Here is a 16725-nt window from a genome sequence, read left to right on the forward strand (position 1 = left end):
CGTTTTTTGATACGCTTACGAGATCCTTTCGTAAGCGTGCGGTCCTAAAAAGCGGGGGAGTTTTCAACTCCCCCGTTTTTTTGTTGGCTGCGTGTCCGATTCCTTCTTATTCTTCCTTTCATGCTCGAGTTCTTCGCCACCCTCCATTGGGGCGCAGTCATCCAGATCATCGTCATCGACATCCTGCTGGGTGGCGATAACGCCGTGGTGATCGCGCTCGCTTGCCGCAATCTCCCGCCCGCGCAGCGGACCAAGGGCGTGTTGTGGGGCACGGCCGGCGCGATTGTGCTGCGCGTCGCGCTGATCGCGTTTGCCGTGGTACTGCTCGACGTGCCGTTGCTGAAGTTCGCGGGCGGGCTGCTGCTGTTGTGGATCGGCGTACGTCTGATGGCGCCCGCGCATGACGCCCATGAGAACGTGAAGCCGGCCGACAAGCTCATCTCGGCGATCAAGACCATCATCGTCGCGGATGCGGTGATGAGCCTCGACAACGTGATCGCGATTGCCGGCGCGGCCGAGGCGGCCGATCCCGAGCATCGTCTCGCGCTGGTGATTTTCGGGCTGCTGGTGAGTATTCCGCTGATCGTGTGGGGCAGCCAGCTGGTGCTGAAACTGCTCGACCGCTTTCCGATCGTCATCACGCTCGGCGCGGCGCTGCTCGGCTGGATCGCGGGCGGCCTGATCATCAATGACCCGGCCGGCGACCGTTGGCCGATCCTCGATACGCCGGCGGCCGAATACGGCATGAGCATTGCCGGCGCGCTGTTCGTCGTGATCCTTGGTTACCTGCTCAAGCGCCGCAACGCGAAGGGCGCGGCCGCCTGACCCGCAAGCCATGACGCGATGCTAGCGCAGCGTTAGCCATCTGGCTGACTGTGTGGAACAGGCTGCGCTGGCTACGATTGAAACGCCTGTCCCCGATTCGAGGGGCAGGCGTTTTTCGTTTCAGGAGCTTGCCGATGATCGTTACTTTGCCGTACTCCCCTTATTCACAGTCCACGCTGTCCCCGCAGCGCGCATTCGAACGGGCGCGCTGGGTTGTGCCGCTCGTTCGCGCGTGCCGCTGCTTCAGCGTCGGTTTCACGCTGATCGAGTTGATGATCGTGCTTGCGATCGTCGGCGTCATCGCGGCTTATGCGATTCCGGCGTATCAGGACTACTTGGCCCGCAGCAGAGTGGGCGAGGGTCTCTCGCTCGCCTCATCCGCGCGGCTTGCGGTGTCCGAAAACGCAGCCAGCGGCAATGCGTTCGGTGGGGGCTACGCGTCGCCGCCTGCTACTCGTAATGTCGAATCCATTCATGTCGATGACGACACCGGCCAGATCACTGTCGCATTCTCGACGCGCGTTGCGCCCGCCGGTTCGAACACGCTGACGCTTGTGCCATCGGTGCCCGATAACGCCGAGGCGCCGACTGCGCGGGTCGCCCTGAGCAAGGGCGTCGTGCAGGTGGGCGCCGTCACCTGGGAGTGTTTCAGCGGCGGCAAAACGGCCTCCTCGCTACCTGCTCCTGGCGCCGGGCCCTCGCCAGTCGATGCGCCATCGCTGCCGTCGAATCTTGCGCCACCGGAGTGCCGTTCGTAAGCAGGCGGGTGGACGATCGGGGAGCTGTTATCCGAACGTAAAACACTGATTTCCGGGATATTTCAGCCCAGCCGGCGCACAGCAGGAGGATTTTTTTGTATAGTGCGCCGGTTGCTGACGCCCTCCGGTTATTCGATGCCCACCCCATTTGCGCGCTACCTGTCTCTCATTCTGTTGTCTCTTGCGTTGGTGCTGCCTTATGCAGTCGTCGGCCATACGTATCCGATTCCGACCTTCTACGCTGAATTCACGGCGCTCGCGCTGTATCTATTGATGGGTGCGGGTGTGGTGCTGCTGGTCTCGACGGCCAGGCCGCGGGTCACGTTCGCGTCGCCGATGGTCGCGCTCGTGCCGTTGCTGTTCGGGCTGGTGCTGGTGGCGCAGTCGGTGCTGCTGCCGGTCTCGCAGCCGTCGATGAACTGGCTTGGCGGCGGGTACCTGCTCGCCGCGTTGATGGCGACGCACGCCGGCTACGGCTTCACGCGCGTCAAGCTGAACGAAACGGCGCTGCGCTGGGTTGCCGGGGCGTTGATTGTTGGCGGCCTGTTTGCGGTGTTCTGCCAGGTGATCCAGTTGTTTCACCTCGAGGCGCGTGTGTCGCCGCTGGTTGTCGCCTATAACGTGCTCGTCGAGCGTCGGCCGTTCGGCAACATGGCGCAGGCGAACCATCTCGCCACCTATATCTCGTTCGCGATGGCGGGCGCGCTGTTCCTCGTGCAGACACGCCGCCTTGCCATCAGCATCTGGCTGCTCGTGTCGACGGTTTTTTCCGTCGGCCTCGCGCTGACCGTGTCGCGCGGCCCGTGGCTGCAGATGGGCGTAATCGTGATCGCGGGTTTCTGGATGGCTTTCGCGCAAACGCGTAGTCAGCCGCTTCTGCGCCGCAGCAATCGCGAATGGCTGATTCCGATTGCGTTGGCGGTGCTGTTCTTCGTCGTCAATGCGCTGGTTCGGTGGGCCAATGTCCACTATCACCTGGAACTCGCGCAGTCCGCGGCGGATCGGTTCAAGGACGCCGGCCAGATCGCGCCGCGCCTTGCGCTGTGGAAATACGGCTGGACGATGTTCAGGACGCATCCGCTGCTGGGGGTCGGCTGGGGCGAGTTTCCGAGTTACCAGTTCGAGTATGTGAAATCGCTGGGCGGTGTCGAGATTGCCAATAATTCGCACGACATCTTCATCGACCTGCTCGCAAAAACCGGGTTGATCGGTCTCGCCATCGTGCTGTTCGGCCTGATCACGTGGCTCGTGCGCGTGGTTCGCGCGCCGCAAAACGCCGCTCGTGTATTTGGCATCGCGCTGATCGGCGTGCTGGTCATGCATGCGCTGGTCGAATATCCGCAGCAGTACATGTTCTTCCTCCTGCCGGCGATGTTCGTGTTCGGCTTGCTCGAAACGCGGTCGCTGCGTCTCGTGCCGGCGCGCCTGTCGTTCGGTGCGTTCGCCGTCATCGTGTTCGGCGGCATCGCTGCGCTGTATCCGGTGTATCGCGACTACGCCCGTGCCGAGGTGCTGTATTACGGCTCGCGTCCAGCCGAGCAGTATCGGGCGGATCCGTCGTTCCTGTTCCAGGCGTGGGGCGAGTACGGCATGGCGACCCTGGAACCGATGAATTCGATGAATCTGCAACACAAGCTCGCCATGCATAAACAGGCGATCGCACTGCTGCCGGGTGAGACCGTGCTGCGCCGGTATGCGGTGCTGCAGGCTCTGAGCGGCGATACGGCGGGCGCATACGACACCGTCGAGCGCCTGAAGATCTTTGCTCAGGAGTTGAAGGACTGGCCGTCGCAATTGGCCTATCTGTACGAGTTGTGCGACGAGCAGAAGACGCTGACCGGTTTCAAGGCGGAGCTGGTCAAGCGCTACGGCATGCCGCCGAGCGACGTCAATCAGGACGACGACAGCGACGACGATTGACGATGATTCAGGCCGGCTGCGCGCTGCGCAGCCGTGCCGTAGCCGCAGCTTAAGAGGTGCAGCGGGGCGATGACCTTGGCCGTCGTCAACCCGCCACCCAATCTCCCGACTTCCCGCCGTGCTTCTCCAGCACGCGCACATCGGTGATCGTCATGCCGCGATCCACCGCCTTGCACATGTCGTACACGGTCAGCAGCCCCACCTGCACCGCGGTCAGCGCTTCCATCTCCACACCCGTACGCCCCAGCGTCTCCACCTGCACCGTGCAATGCACACCGGGCAGTTTTTCATCGAGATCGAAGTCCACCTTGACCCGCGTGAGCGCGAGCGGATGACATAGCGGGATCAGATCGGCAGTGCGCTTCGAGCCTTGAATCGCGGCGATGCGTGCGATGCCGATCACGTCGCCCTTCTTGGCGTTGCCGTCGCGGATCAGCGCGAAGGTCTCCGGCAGCATGCGGATCGAGCCACGCGCGACGGCGATGCGTTTGGTCTCCTGCTTGCCGCCGACGTCCACCATATGCGCCTGGCCGGCTGCGTCGAAATGAGTGAGTTCAGGCATGGTTGGGCTCCTTCAGAGGGCGCCTATCATAGCAGTGCGGTCGGGCGGCCCGGGATGATTACAATTACCCTGTGCCCGCTATATTAGTCCGAGCGGCGGGTGTCGCTTTTCGACTTCGTCATACCGACTTCGCGATGCGTTCGAAATCGTTTCTCGCTGTGTTGTTGTCCGTCGCGCTTGCGGCTCCGCCGGGCGCGTTCGCGCAATCGCGCACCGCTTCGGATACGAGCCTCGCGCTCAGCACGCAGTCCGCGGAACCGCCGTTGGTAAGCGGTCCGGTCGAGACTTTCGCCGACCCGATCGTGCCGCCCGACATCGCGCAAGGCGTCTTTGGCGTGTATGGCGGCGCGCAGAGCCGCTTCTCCGGCAATAGCGGTGCGGCCACAGGCTGGCGCGCGCCGATCGTCACGCAGCAGTTGCCCGATCTCGGCAACGGCGGCTCCGGCTCATTGACGCCACAAGCCGAGCGCAAGCTCGGCGAGCGCGTGATGCGCGAGGTGCGCCGCGACCCCGACTATCTCGACGACTGGCTGGTGCGCGACTATCTGAACTCGGTCGCCGCGAAACTTTCCGCGGCGGCGAGCGCGCTGTACATCGGCGGCTACCGGCCGGACTTCGATCTGTTCGCGATCCGCGACCCGCAGATCAATGCCTTCTCGCTGCCGGGTGGGTTTATCGGTGTGAACACCGGTCTGATCGTGACGACGCAAACCGAGTCCGAGCTCGCCTCCGTGCTCGGTCACGAGATGGGGCATGTCTTGCAGCGGCACATTTCGCGGATGATCACCACCGGCGAACGCAGTTCCTATGCTGCACTTGCCGGCCTGCTATTCGGCATTGTGGCGGGCGTACTCGCGCACAGCGGCGACCTGGGCAGCGCAATTGCGATCGGCGGCCAAGCCTATGCGGTCGACAACCAGTTGCGCTTTTCGCGCTCCGCCGAGCATGAAGCGGACCGCGTCGGCTTTCTGCTGCTGGCCGGCGCCGGTTACGATCCCTACGCGATGACGACGTTTTTCGGCCGCCTCGATCGCGCGGCCATGAGCGACACGGGCATCCCGGCCTACGCGCGCACTCATCCGCTGACGGGCGAACGGATTGCCGACATGGAGGATCGCGCGCGTCGCGCGCCATACCGGCAGCCGCATCAAACGCCCGAATATGGTTTTGTGCGGGCGCGGGCGCGCCTGCTGCAGGACCGCTCGCGCAGCGAATACGCCGATGAGATTTCGCGCCTGCGCTCCGAGATCGAGGACCGCACCGCGGTGAACGTTGCCGCGAACTGGTACGGGATTGCCTATGGGCAGATGCTGCTCGAACGTTACGACGACGCGGCGGCGTCGCTGGCTGCATCGCGCTCGGCGTTTGCCACCGGTGAGCGCGGTGAGGGCGGTGAAGGTGAGCTCATGCGCAGTTCGCCGAGTCTCGACGTGCTGGCGGCCGATATCGCGCGCCGCGCCGGGCATGACGACGAGGCAGCGCGTCTTGCCGAGTTTGCGCAACGGCGCTGGCCGCAGTCGAACGCCGCAATCGACATGCATATCCAGACCTTGCTGACCTTGAAGCGATTTGCCGACGCGCAGGCGCTGGCTTTGAAGGAAACGCGCGCGCAACCCGATCAGCCGGCCTGGTGGTTGTATCTCGCCCAGGCCAGTGCCGGCACTGGCGATACGTTGACGCGGCGTCGGGCGCTGGCCGAGAAGTTCGCCCTCGAGGGGGCCTGGCCGTCGGCCATCCGGCAACTGAAGGAAGCGCGGGATATGAAGGACATCGGCTACTACGATCTCGCGACCGTCGATGCCCGGTTGCATGAGATGGAGAGCCGCTATAAAGAGGAGCGGCTTGACGAGAAGAGCTAGGCGTTTGCTGCCGGACTCTCGACAAATCCGAATCGCGCGGCTACCCCGTTTCGCTGCACGCTCTGCAAAGGTAACTCGATGCCGTGGTTCCAGCGAAACACGCCGCTCATCGAGTCATCGCCCAGGCTTGCGTGATCGGAGAAAACCTCGAGATCGTGATCGTGCAAAACCGCGACCCTCGGCGGCGTCGAGCCATCGACGAACAGAATCCCGCCTTCATCGTCGACAAATACGGCCGTTGGCTCGAAAGTCCCACCGGCCTGGTCGGTCAGGGAAAGCTGCCCGGCGGCATCGGCTGACAACCTCACCACCCACGGCGTGTAACCCAGCTCGACATAGACCCGTTGCGGACCATTCTGAAAAAACCACTGTCCGTGTTCATCGGCGGCGTAATTCCGGTTGATAAATCCAAGCAAGGCTTCATGCCGGATCGGCGTGCCGGGCGCACCGCTGGCCTGCGCAGCTTCGTCCCGCATGCGCCAGTTGCCGCGCCGGTCCAGCATCAGCCAGCCGGTGCAACTCGGCACATTGGGCCATTTGGCCAAGGCCTGCTTGACGATGTCATCCATGATCGACGTAGCGCTCCAGATAACCGAGCACGCGCCGCGACAACCAGTCGATGCGGCCCGGGAACGGCCCGGTCATAAAGCCGGCGTGGCCGCCATGCCGGGGTTGATCGAGTTCCACCGATGCCGATACCTCATGCTGCGCCGGCAACGCTTCGGCCGGCAAGAACGGGTCGTTGCGCGCGTTCAGCACCAGGGTCGGCACGGCGATGCCGTGTAGCAGCGGCCGCGTGGTCGCGCTGCTCCAGTAGTGGTTGGTATCGCGAAAGCCGTGCAGCGGCGCCGTCACCACGTTGTCGAAGTCGTACATCGTGCGGCTTGCCAGCATCGCATCGCGGTCGAACAACCCCGGAAACTGCAGCAGTTTCTGCTCGGCTTTCTGCTTCAGTGTCTTCAAAAAACTGCGCGTGTAGACCATATTGAAGCCCTGCGACAACGCGCGGCCGCCCGCGTGCACGTCGATCGGCGTTGAAATTGCCGCGGCGGCCGAGAGCACCGGCACCGCATCTTCGCGCCGTTCGCCGAGCCAGCGCAGCAGCACATTGCCGCCGAGCGACACGCCCGCCGCCACGATCGGCCCGCGATGCGTGCCGCGCAGACGGCGCAGGATCCAGTCGACTTCGTTGCTGTCGGCAAGATGATAGAAGCGCGGCAACAGGTTCAGCGATCCACTGCAACTGCGAAAGTGCGGCACGACGCCGTGCCAGCCATACTCGCGCGCGGCCGCCATCAAGGTGGCGGCGTAGTGCGAGGCGGAACTGCCTTCCAGGCCATGGAACAGCACGAGCAGCGGCGCGTCTTCTGCCGGTGCGCGAGGCACGGGGGGAGGGCTTAGCGCAGAGGCCGGTTGGCCGTCATGCACGACCCAATCGAGATCGATGAAATCGCCATCCGGCGTATCCCAGCGTTCGCGCCGGAACCTGATCGCCGGACGCCGCCCGAACAGCGACGGGACAATGGTCTGCACATGCCGGTTCGGCAGCCAGAGCGGCGCGCGGTAGAGCAGATCGACAGTGCCCTCGATGCCGCGCTCGACGGCGGCTACGGCGCGCGCTGCGCCGTTAGCGGTGGATTGATCGTGTGTTGTCCCCGTGAGGGACTTTCTGCGAGGCGTACTCATGCCAGCGTCGAAGCCAAAAGGTGAAACCGGTGAAACAGGCGAAAAAATGCCCGCCGGGCGTCAGTGCAGCGACCCCTGGCCATGTCGCATCTTGGTGGCGAACTGACTGGCGGCCTCATTCGGCATCGGGCTCGCGTGAATATGCGCAATTCGCCATTCGCCACGCTCATGGACCATCACGTAAGTGGTGAACACCATGGTGGGCGTTGCTTTCGGATCGGCCGGGCGATGCGCCTCGGCAATGGCGTAGACGACGGTGCCGAGGCTGTCGTAGACGCGAATATCGAGCGGCTCAATTGCCACGGGCGCGGCTTCGAGCTGGATTTGCAAGCCGGCCCGAATGCTGTCGATGCCGTGCAGATGCGAGCCGTCGGCGCAAATGCAGCTCACGAACTCCTCGTCGATCCACAGGCCCATCAAACTGTCGATGTTCATCTCCGCGACGGCCTGGTAATAGGCGTTCAGCGTGTCGGCGGCGGCTTCGAAGATATGGGCAAAACGTGGCATGGCTCGTCAGTCTCTTGTGCGCGGCGCGCGGTTGCGGGGCAGCGGTCAGCGGGACAGTCCGGAGCACCGGACAATCGCACCCAAGCGCGAGGATGCCCGCGCCGCAAGGCGCGAACATGACGCAACGCGCTCGGGGGCGTGCGGTGTTGCGTGCAAGTATCAGCCGAATCAGTCTGGTTCAGCGTTGCGCAAGCAACATGCCGCGCAAATCGCCGAATACCTGCTCCGCGCTCAACTGCTTAAGGCAGTTCAGATGCCCAAGCGGGCATTCGCGCTGGAAACAGGGGCTGCATTCGAGATGGAGCCATTGTACCTTCGCAAGCTCGGACAAGGGCGGCGTGTGGCGCGGATCGGTCGAACCGTACACGGCCACCAGCGGCCGGCGCAGCGCGGCGGCTACGTGCATCAGACCGGAATCGTTGGTGACGACGGCGCTGGCCCGCGAAATCAGTGCGCAAGCCTCGCCCAGCGCGGTCTGGCCGCACAGGTTACGCACGTTCGGCGCTTTGTCGGCGATGGCCTGGGCAAGCGGCGCGTCTTTGGGCGAGCCTAGCGCGATGATCTGCGTGTACGGGAACGACTGGCCGACGATCTGCGCGAGCGCCGCGAAATGCTCGGGCGGCCAGCGCTTGGCCGGACCGTACTCGGCGCCCGGACAGAACACCAGCAGCGGCACGCGCGTATCCAGATTGAAGCGCGCCGAAACCCGCGACGCTTCGTTCAGGTCCGCGTCGAGCCGCGGCATGGGCAAGTCGTCGGGGATCTTGGCGCCTGGCGCGTAGGCGAGGGCGGCGTAGTGGCCGACCATGGGCGGGCGCTCGTCCTTGCGCGGATTCGCGTGGCGCACGTTCAGCAAGCCGTAGCGGCTTTCGCCGGTGTAGCCGATGCGCAGCGGAATGCCCGCCATCCAGGGAATCAGCGCCGATTTGAGCGAATTCGGCAGGACATAGGCCGCGTCGTAGCCGACATCGCGCAAATCGCTCGCCAGTTGCCAGCGGCGCAGCATTTGCAGCTTACCGTGCGCGAGGTCGGTTGCGTAGACGTCGCGGATCTCGGGCATCCGTTCGAGTACGGGCGCGACCCACGTGGGCGCGACTGCGTCGATCACGATGCGCGGATGCAATTTCACGAGGCGCGCAAACAGCGGCTGCGCCATCAATGCGTCACCGATCCAGTTCGGTGCGATAACCAACGCGCGACGCATCAGAGTGAGTGTCCGGTGTCGAAACGAAGCGCCGCGCGCGTCATGCGCGTGGCGTTCGGAGGGGTAAATGGGAATAAGCCGCGCGCCGCGGGGCGCGAGCCCGGCAAAGCCGGACGCGCCGCAGCGGCGGCAAGCGTGTCGCGCTCAGTGGTCTGGCCCAGTGCTCAGGTTTAGTGACCCTTGACCACTTCGCCGTCGCGCAGCTTGTAGCGCGTGCTGCAATACGGGCATTTGGCTTCGCCGTGCGTGACGTCGATAAAGACACGCGGATGCGCGCTCCAGCGCGGCATCGCGGGATTCGGGCAATACGCCGGCAGGTCTTTTGCCGACAGTTCGACCAGCGGCATTTCCTTGATTTCGCTCATGAGGATTTTCTCGTTGTATGCAGGGTGCGTACGTTGCGCCGGCAAAAAGGCCCGGGGCCAAAGGGCCGGCGCAGCGCGCGTTAGATCTTGGTCAGCCAGTGCGCGTACTTGTCGCTCTTGCCGTTCACGATATCGAAGAAGCCCGCTTGCAGCTTCTCGGTGATCGGGCCGCGTGCGCCCGAGCCGATCGTGCGGTTGTCGAGTTCGCGGATCGGCGTGACTTCGGCGGCTGTGCCAGTGAAGAACGCTTCGTCGCAGGTGTAGACCTCGTCGCGCGTGATGCGCTTTTCGATCACCTGGATGCCCGCGTCGCGCGCCAGCGTGATGACCGTGTCGCGCGTGATGCCGTCGAGGCACGACGACAGATCCGGCGTGTACAGCTTGCCGTTGTTCACGAGGAAGAAGTTCTCGCCGGAGCCTTCCGACACGTAGCCGTCCACGTCCAGCAGCAGCGCTTCGTCGTAACCGTCGGCAATCGCTTCCTGGTTGGCGAGGATCGAGTTCACGTACCAGCCCGACGCCTTGGCGCGGACCATGGACACATTCACGTGATGGCGCGTGAACGACGAGGTCTTCACGCGGATGCCCTTGGCGATCCCGTCTTCACCGAGGTAAGCGCCCCACGGCCAGGCGGCGATCGCCACGTGGATCGTGTTGCCCTTGGCCGACACGCCGAGCTTTTCCGAGCCGACCCAGATGATCGGGCGCAGGTAGCAGGATTCCAGCTTGTTTTCGCGGACCACTTCGCGCTGCGCGGCTGCCAGCGTTTCGTGGTCGAACGGCACATCCATCTGGAAGATCTTGGCCGAGTTCAGCAGGCGCTTGGTGTGTTCCTGGAGGCGGAAAATCGCCGTGCCGCCGTCTGCCGTCTTGTAGGCGCGGACGCCTTCGAAAACGCCCATGCCGTAATGCAGCGTGTGGGTCAGCACGTGGATCTTGGCGTCGCGCCAGTCGATGAGCTTGCCATCCATCCAGATCTTGCCGTCGCGGTCGGCCATTGACATAAGATTCTCCAGCGGGTGCGGTGAAAGAGCGTCATTTTAGCTTCTTTTGCACACGAAACGGGCATTTGGCCGCACGTCGGGCGCTATAATTCGGCGCACGCATAATTCAAATCCGGATGCGCCAGCGGGTGCTTGACGACCTGGCGCCGACTTCCCTTCGTTGGGGCGCTGCCTCGCGCCCGCGTTTCGCCTTCATGCTCGCTCGCCTGTCAGATATCGATCGCCGCGCCTTCCGTCAGGGCGCGCGCGACTATTCGCCCACGCTCATGGCGATATTCTCCTGGGGCCTCGTGACCGGCATTGCGATGAGCAAGTCCGTGCTCACCGTGCCGCAGGCGCTCACCATGTCGCTGCTGTGCTACGCCGGTTCCTCGCAACTGGCCGTGTTGCCGCTGCTGGCCGCCAAGCTGCCGTTGTGGACCGTGCTGCTGACCGCCGCCATGGTCAATACGCGTTTCGTGATCTTCAGCGCCGGGCTCGCGCCGCATTTTTCGTATCTGCCGATGTGGCGGCGCATCGTGCTCGGCTACTTCAACGGCGACGTGATCTATCTGCTGTTCCAGAAGAAGAGCTTTCAGACGGGTTATGTACCGGGCAAGGAGGCGTACTTCTGGGGCATGGCGGCGTGCAGCTGGCTGTCGTGGCAGGTGTCGTCGATCGTCGGCATCCTGCTGGCGAGCCTGATTCCGGACAACTGGGGCCTCGCGCTCGCGGGCACGCTGGCGCTGCTGCCCATCATGGTGTCGGCGATCGCCAACCGTTCCACGCTGGTCGCCGTCAGCATCGCCGGCCTCGTTTCGCTGCTCGCTTTCGACCTGCCGTACCGGCTCGCGCTGCCGCTGGCCGTGATCGCGGCGATTATCGCGGGCAGTGCCGCCGACCTGATGGTCGAGCGTGCCGACTTGCGCCGCATCCGTAACAGCGCCGGAGATTCCCCATGACATCCACGCAGATCTGGCTGGCCATTATCGGCATGACCTTCGTCACCGCCGTGACACGCGCCATGTTTCTAATCGGCGGCGAGCGGACGGTGTTGCCGGAGCGCGTGCAGCGGATGCTGCGCTATGCGCCGGCCGCGGCGCTGGCCGCCGTGGTGCTGCCCGACGTGCTGGCGACGCCGGAGGGACTCTCGTTCGCGCCGTCGAACCATGAGTTTTACGCGACGCTGTCCGGTCTCGTGTGGTTTTTGTGGCGGCGCACCATGCTCGGTACGATTGTCGTGGGAATGGTTGTATTCACGCTCTTGCGCCTCTTTGTGTAATTGACCGGAGTGGAAATGCTGCGTTGCGGCATGCGCGGCGCATCCTCCAAATACGGGACATTCGCCTCGTCGCGGGTCAGAAGGCAGTGGGGATCAGTTAAAATGCTCGTTTCCGGGATAACCGCGCCGCTGCATGGCGCGACAGCCGCGGCCTCGTCGCCGGCACCCGATTCAGTGGAGCCGCTGCCGTGCCGAAGCGCTGGTGTTTGCCGCGCCAGGTTGCTGGCGCGTCGTCCACCACCGCCTTCTCATCAACTCGCACATACACGCCCATGAACAAGGTATTGCGTCTCTCCGATCTGATCGCCGAAGGCAAGCTATCCGGCAAACGCGTGTTCATCCGCGCCGATCTGAACGTGCCGCAGGACGATCAAGGCAACATCACCGAAGACACCCGCATCCGCGCCTCCGTGCCGGCGATCAAGGCCGCGCTGGACGCTGGCGCCGCTGTCATGGTCACGTCGCACCTGGGCCGTCCGACCGAAGGCGACTTCAAGCCGGAAGACTCGCTGGCGCCGGTCGCGAAGCGTCTCGCCGAGTTGCTCGGCCGTGACGTGCCGCTGGTTGCGAACTGGGTCGAAAACGGCGTGAACGTGGCGCCGGGCCAGGTCGTGTTGCTGGAAAACTGCCGCGTCAACAAGGGCGAAAAGAAGGATTCCGACGAGCTCGCGCAAAAAATGGCGAAGCTTTGCGACATCTACGTGAACGATGCATTCGGCACTGCGCACCGCGCCGAAGCCACCACGCACGGCATCGCCAAATACGCGCCGGTCGCCTGTGCCGGCCCGCTGCTGGCCGCTGAACTCGAAGCGCTCGGCAAGGCGCTGGGCGCGCCGAAGCGTCCGCTGGTGGCGATCGTCGCCGGCTCGAAGGTGTCCACCAAGCTGACCATTCTGAAGTCGCTCGCCGACAAGGTCGATCAGTTGATCGTCGGCGGCGGCATCGCCAATACGTTCATGCTGGCGGCCGGCCTGAAGATCGGCAAGTCGCTCGCCGAAGCCGATCTGGTCAACGAAGCCAAAGCCATTATCGACGCGGCGAAAGCCCGCGGCGCCTCGGTGCCGATTCCGACCGACGTGGTCACCGCCAAAGAATTCTCGCCGACCGCCAAAGCCGAAGTGAAGGCCGTCGCCGACGTGCAGGACGACGATCTGATCCTCGACATCGGACCGGAAACCGCCAAAGTGCTCGCCGCACAACTGGAAAAAGCCGGCACGATCGTGTGGAACGGCCCGGTTGGCGTGTTCGAATTCGACCAGTTCGGCAACGGCACGAGGACCTTGGCTGACGCCATCGCCAAATCGTCGGCGTTCTCGATTGCCGGCGGCGGCGATACGCTGGCGGCGATTGCCAAGTACGGCATTCACGACAAGGTCAGCTATATCTCGACGGGCGGCGGCGCCTTCCTCGAGTTCCTCGAGGGCAAGACGCTGCCGGCGGTCGCTGTTCTGGAATCGCGGGCTTAACGTGGCGACGCGCTCCCCCTCGGCGAAGTCTGCAAAAGCGCGCGGCGGCAAGCCGCGCAATACCGCAGCAGCAACGGCAGGGGAGCGCGAAGCGCGCTCCACCGCCCCGGCAGCGGTGACCACCCAGCAGGAAGAATCCGGGTCGCCCCTCGCGCTCGCGGAGTTGACCACTGCCGGCGAGGCAGCGGAGTTGTCCACCGGACAATCCGCTCACTCAGCGGCAGAACTCCCGGACGCAGAGGTCGCACCCGCACCCCCACCGGCACCCCCCGTGCTGGTGTCGAACACCGCTTCACCCCATAAAGCGACGCTGGTTTCAACCGGCGCGCAGCCCCCCGTAGCACCCTTCGGTGCGCAGCCTCCGCATCCGACTCGCAGCGCTCATTCCAGCGATCCCATCCAGACGAGGAGACTCATGCATCGCGCTACCAAGATTGTCGCTACCATCGGACCGGCTTCCAGTACGCCGGAAATCCTGCTGCAAATGATTCGGGCAGGGTTGGACGTGGTGCGGCTCAATTTCTCGCACGGCACCGCCGACGACCACCGCCAGCGCGCCGAATTCGTGCGCGAGGCGGCCCGCCAGGCCGGCCGTGAAGTTGCCATCATGGCTGACCTGCAAGGCCCGAAGATTCGGGTCGGCAAATTCGAAAACGGCAAGACCACGCTCGTTCCCGGCAATTCGTTCATCCTCGACGCCGAGTGCGAACTCGGCAACGACGAGCGCGTCGGTCTCGACTACAAGGATCTGCCGCGCGATCTGAAACCGGGCGACGTGCTGTTGCTGAACGACGGTCTGATCGTGCTCGACGTCGTGCGCGTGCTCGGCAGCGAGATCCACACCACCGTGAAGGTCGGCGGCGATCTGTCGAACAACAAGGGTATCAACCGCCAGGGCGGTGGCCTGACGGCACCGGCCCTGACGGCCAAAGATATGGAAGACATCCGCACGGCGATGTCGCTCGGCGTGGATTATGTCGCGGTGTCGTTCCCCAAGAACGCCACCGACATGGAAATGGCCCGTCAGCTCGCGAACATTGCGGGCGCGCCCTACGGCATCAAGCCGAAGATGATCGCGAAGATCGAGCGCGCGGAAGCGATTCCGGCGCTGCAAGGCATCCTCGACGCGTCGGACGGCATCATGGTGGCGCGCGGCGACTTGGCCGTGGAAGTGGGGAATGCCGCAGTTCCCGCGCTGCAAAAGCGCATGATTCGTATGGCGCGTGAATCGAACAAGTTCGTGATCACCGCGACCCAGATGATGGAATCGATGATCTACGCGCCGGTGCCGACCCGCGCGGAAGTGTCGGACGTTGCCAACGCGGTGCTCGACGGCACAGACGCGGTAATGTTGTCGGCCGAATCCGCAGCGGGCAAGTACCCGGTGCAGACCATCGAGACGATGGCGGCGATCTGCCTCGAAGCCGAGAAGTCGGAACAGTCGGAGCTGGACAAGGATTTCCTCGACCGCACGTTCACGCGGATCGACCAGTCGATCGCGATGGGCGCGCTGTTCACGGCGTTTCACCTCGGGGCGAAGGCGATTGTCGCGTTGACCGAGTCGGGATCGACCGCGCTGTGGATGTCGCGTCACTGGACGCATGTGCCGATTTTCGCGCTCACGCCGCGTGTCGGCAGCGAGCGGGCAATGGCGATTTATCGCAATGTCACGTCGCTGCATCTGGACACCAGCACCGATCGCGACACGGCCTTGCAGCAGGCGCTGGAAACCGTGGTCAGCAAGGGCTACGCGTCGCGCGGCGATATGGTGGTGCTGACCGTCGGCGAGCCGATGGGTCAGGCAGGCGGCACGAATACGCTGAAGATCGTGCGCGTCGGCGAGCCGTATTGATTCGTGGTGTACCGCTCGATCGGCACGGACTGGGTGGGACTGGAGTAGGAGCTAAAGCGCCAACTCTGGTCAACGAAGTTTTGATGAGCGAAGCAGGTTGTCATGCCCCGCGAGAGGCGGCGCACAGACTCCAATTGCGCATGCGGTAAAGGTCCGCAGGCAGTGCGCTTTAGGGAATGTGTGACGGGTATGCAGCTTGCTTCGCGATAAAATTGCCATACAAGATGCCGACGGCACAGAATTCGTTTCAATCTAAGGAGTTACAGCATGCCTCTCGTATCAATGCGTCAACTGCTGGACCATGCCGCCGAAAACGGCTATGGCATCCCGGCATTCAACGTGAACAATCTGGAGCAGGTGCAGGCCATCATGGCCGCGGCCGACAAGGTCAATGCCCCGGTCATCATGCAGGCGTCGGCCGGCGCGCGTAAGTACGCGGGTGAGCCGTTCCTGCGTCACCTGATCGAAGCCGCCGTCGAGTCGTATCCGCATATTCCGGTCGTGATGCACCAGGACCACGGCCAGTCGCCGGCGGTCTGTATGGCGGCGATCCGCAGCGGGTTCACCAGCGTGATGATGGACGGTTCGCTCGAAGCCGACGGCAAGACGGTCGCCTCGTACGAATACAACGTCGAAGTCTCGCGCAAAGTGGTTGAAGCGGCGCATTCGATCGGCATCACGGTGGAAGCGGAACTCGGCGTGCTCGGTTCGCTGGAAACCATGAAGGGCGACAAGGAAGACGGCCACGGCGCGGAAGGCACGATGACCCGCGAACAGCTGCTGACCGACCCGGAGCAGGCTGCCGACTTCGTCAAGCAGACGCAATGCGACGCCCTGGCGATCGCGATCGGCACGTCGCACGGCGCGTACAAGTTCAGCAAGAAGCCCACGGGCGACATTCTGTCGATCCAGCGCATCAAGGAAATTCATCAGCGCATTCCGAACACGCACCTGGTGATGCACGGTTCGTCGTCGGTGCCGCAGGAACTGCTCGCGGAAATCCGCGAATTCGGCGGCGACATGAAGGAAACCTACGGCGTGCCGGTCGAAGAAATTCAGGAAGGCATCAAGCACGGCGTGCGCAAGGTCAATATCGACACCGACCTGCGTCTGGCGATCACCGGCGCGATCCGCCGCTACATGGCGACCAATCCGGGCAAGTTCGATCCGCGCGACTACCTGAAGCCGGCGCGCGAAGCCGCGATGAAGATCTGTCTCGAGCGCTTCACCCAATTTGGCTGCGAAGGCCAGGCAGGGAAGATCAAGCCGGTTTCGCTTGATAAAATCGCGGAGAAGTACAAATCGGGCGAGCTCGCGCAAGTTGTCCGCTAAGCTATAAACAGGCTCTGCACCTGGCCGATTGGCCAGGTTGTCGTTCGATCGCCGTTCCCGCATCATCCGGGGAACGGCGTTTCCCTTTTGTTCCGGTCCCATTTTTGCCCCACTTTTAGCGAAC

Annotated in this window: 16 protein-coding genes; 9 read left to right on the forward strand and 7 right to left on the reverse strand. The window is 63.8% G+C overall.

Features of this window, described 5'->3' with window-relative positions:
• Positions 1–120: 120 nt before the first annotated feature.
• The 3 genes from HWX91_RS15855 (at position 121) to HWX91_RS15865 (ending at position 3503) form a co-directional block, all read left to right on the forward strand.
• Positions 121–825: a TerC family protein gene (locus HWX91_RS15855; protein ID WP_028196260.1), complete on the forward strand. Its 705-nt coding sequence runs from the start codon at positions 121–123 to the stop codon at positions 823–825.
• 134 nt (positions 826–959) lie between these two features.
• The gene (locus HWX91_RS15860) at positions 960–1583 is read left to right on the forward strand and encodes a pilin (RefSeq protein ID WP_028196259.1); all 624 of its coding nucleotides are present in this window, start codon (positions 960–962) and stop codon (positions 1581–1583) included.
• A gap of 135 nt (positions 1584–1718) precedes the next feature.
• Positions 1719–3503 (forward strand): PglL family O-oligosaccharyltransferase, encoded by a 1785-nt coding sequence (locus tag HWX91_RS15865; protein WP_028196258.1) that lies wholly within the window; start codon positions 1719–1721, stop codon positions 3501–3503.
• Positions 3504–3588: 85 nt separating this feature from the next.
• Here the strand turns inward: HWX91_RS15865 and moaC are convergent, their stop codons facing one another.
• A complete protein-coding gene (gene moaC / locus HWX91_RS15870; RefSeq protein ID WP_028196257.1) occupies positions 3589–4065 on the reverse strand; it encodes a cyclic pyranopterin monophosphate synthase MoaC in 477 nt (158 codons plus the stop codon).
• Between the two features lie 134 nt (positions 4066–4199).
• Between moaC and HWX91_RS15875 the strand changes: the two genes are divergently transcribed.
• Positions 4200–5924: a M48 family metalloprotease gene (locus HWX91_RS15875; protein ID WP_028196256.1), complete on the forward strand. Its 1725-nt coding sequence runs from the start codon at positions 4200–4202 to the stop codon at positions 5922–5924.
• Here the strand turns inward: HWX91_RS15875 and HWX91_RS15880 are convergent.
• The 6 genes from HWX91_RS15880 to HWX91_RS15905 form a co-directional block, all read right to left on the reverse strand.
• A complete protein-coding gene (locus tag HWX91_RS15880; protein ID WP_028196255.1) occupies positions 5921–6493 on the reverse strand; it encodes a DUF2946 family protein in 573 nt (190 codons plus the stop codon). The two genes, HWX91_RS15875 and HWX91_RS15880, sit on opposite strands and share 4 nt — an antisense overlap.
• A complete protein-coding gene (locus tag HWX91_RS15885) occupies positions 6486–7610 on the reverse strand; it encodes a YheT family hydrolase (protein ID WP_028196254.1) in 1125 nt (374 codons plus the stop codon). The genes HWX91_RS15880 and HWX91_RS15885 overlap by 8 nt, the downstream gene beginning before the upstream one ends.
• 60 nt (positions 7611–7670) lie before the next feature.
• Positions 7671–8117, reverse strand: a complete 447-nt coding sequence (locus HWX91_RS15890; RefSeq protein WP_028196253.1) for a nuclear transport factor 2 family protein — start codon at positions 8115–8117, stop codon at positions 7671–7673.
• A 178-nt stretch (positions 8118–8295) separates the two neighbouring features.
• Positions 8296–9321: a lipopolysaccharide heptosyltransferase II gene (waaF, locus tag HWX91_RS15895; RefSeq protein WP_028196252.1), complete on the reverse strand. Its 1026-nt coding sequence runs from the start codon at positions 9319–9321 to the stop codon at positions 8296–8298.
• Between the two features lie 170 nt (positions 9322–9491).
• Complete coding sequence (locus HWX91_RS15900; protein ID WP_007180502.1) at positions 9492–9686, reverse strand: zinc-finger domain-containing protein; 195 nt, start codon at positions 9684–9686, stop codon at positions 9492–9494.
• A gap of 80 nt (positions 9687–9766) precedes the next feature.
• Positions 9767–10690, reverse strand: a complete 924-nt coding sequence (locus HWX91_RS15905; RefSeq protein WP_028196251.1) for a branched-chain amino acid transaminase — start codon at positions 10688–10690, stop codon at positions 9767–9769.
• A gap of 194 nt (positions 10691–10884) precedes the next feature.
• Here HWX91_RS15905 and HWX91_RS15910 point away from each other — a divergent pair, with 194 nt between their 5' ends.
• The 5 genes from HWX91_RS15910 to fba all read left to right on the forward strand — a co-directional run bounded on the left by HWX91_RS15910 (position 10885) and on the right by fba (position 16601).
• Entirely contained in the window at positions 10885–11631 is a 747-nt protein-coding gene (locus HWX91_RS15910) for an AzlC family ABC transporter permease (RefSeq protein WP_028196250.1), read from the forward strand.
• Positions 11628–11951 carry an AzlD domain-containing protein gene (locus HWX91_RS15915; RefSeq protein WP_028196249.1) on the forward strand — a complete coding sequence of 108 codons (324 nt, stop codon included), beginning with the start codon at positions 11628–11630 and terminating at the stop codon, positions 11949–11951. The genes HWX91_RS15910 and HWX91_RS15915 overlap by 4 nt, the downstream gene beginning before the upstream one ends.
• Before the next feature lie 272 nt (positions 11952–12223).
• Complete coding sequence (locus HWX91_RS15920; RefSeq protein WP_028196248.1) at positions 12224–13417, forward strand: phosphoglycerate kinase; 1194 nt, start codon at positions 12224–12226, stop codon at positions 13415–13417.
• Positions 13418–13832: 415 nt separating this feature from the next.
• Positions 13833–15269 (forward strand): pyruvate kinase, encoded by a 1437-nt coding sequence (gene pyk / locus HWX91_RS15925; RefSeq protein WP_028196247.1) that lies wholly within the window; start codon positions 13833–13835, stop codon positions 15267–15269.
• A 267-nt stretch (positions 15270–15536) separates the two neighbouring features.
• Positions 15537–16601, forward strand: a complete 1065-nt coding sequence (gene fba, locus HWX91_RS15930; RefSeq protein ID WP_028196246.1) for a class II fructose-bisphosphate aldolase — start codon at positions 15537–15539, stop codon at positions 16599–16601.
• Positions 16602–16725 lie beyond the last annotated feature (124 nt).

The sequence above is a fragment of the Paraburkholderia fungorum genome, assembly GCF_902833645.1.
GTDB classification, from domain to species: Bacteria; Pseudomonadota; Gammaproteobacteria; order Burkholderiales; family Burkholderiaceae; genus Paraburkholderia; species Paraburkholderia fungorum.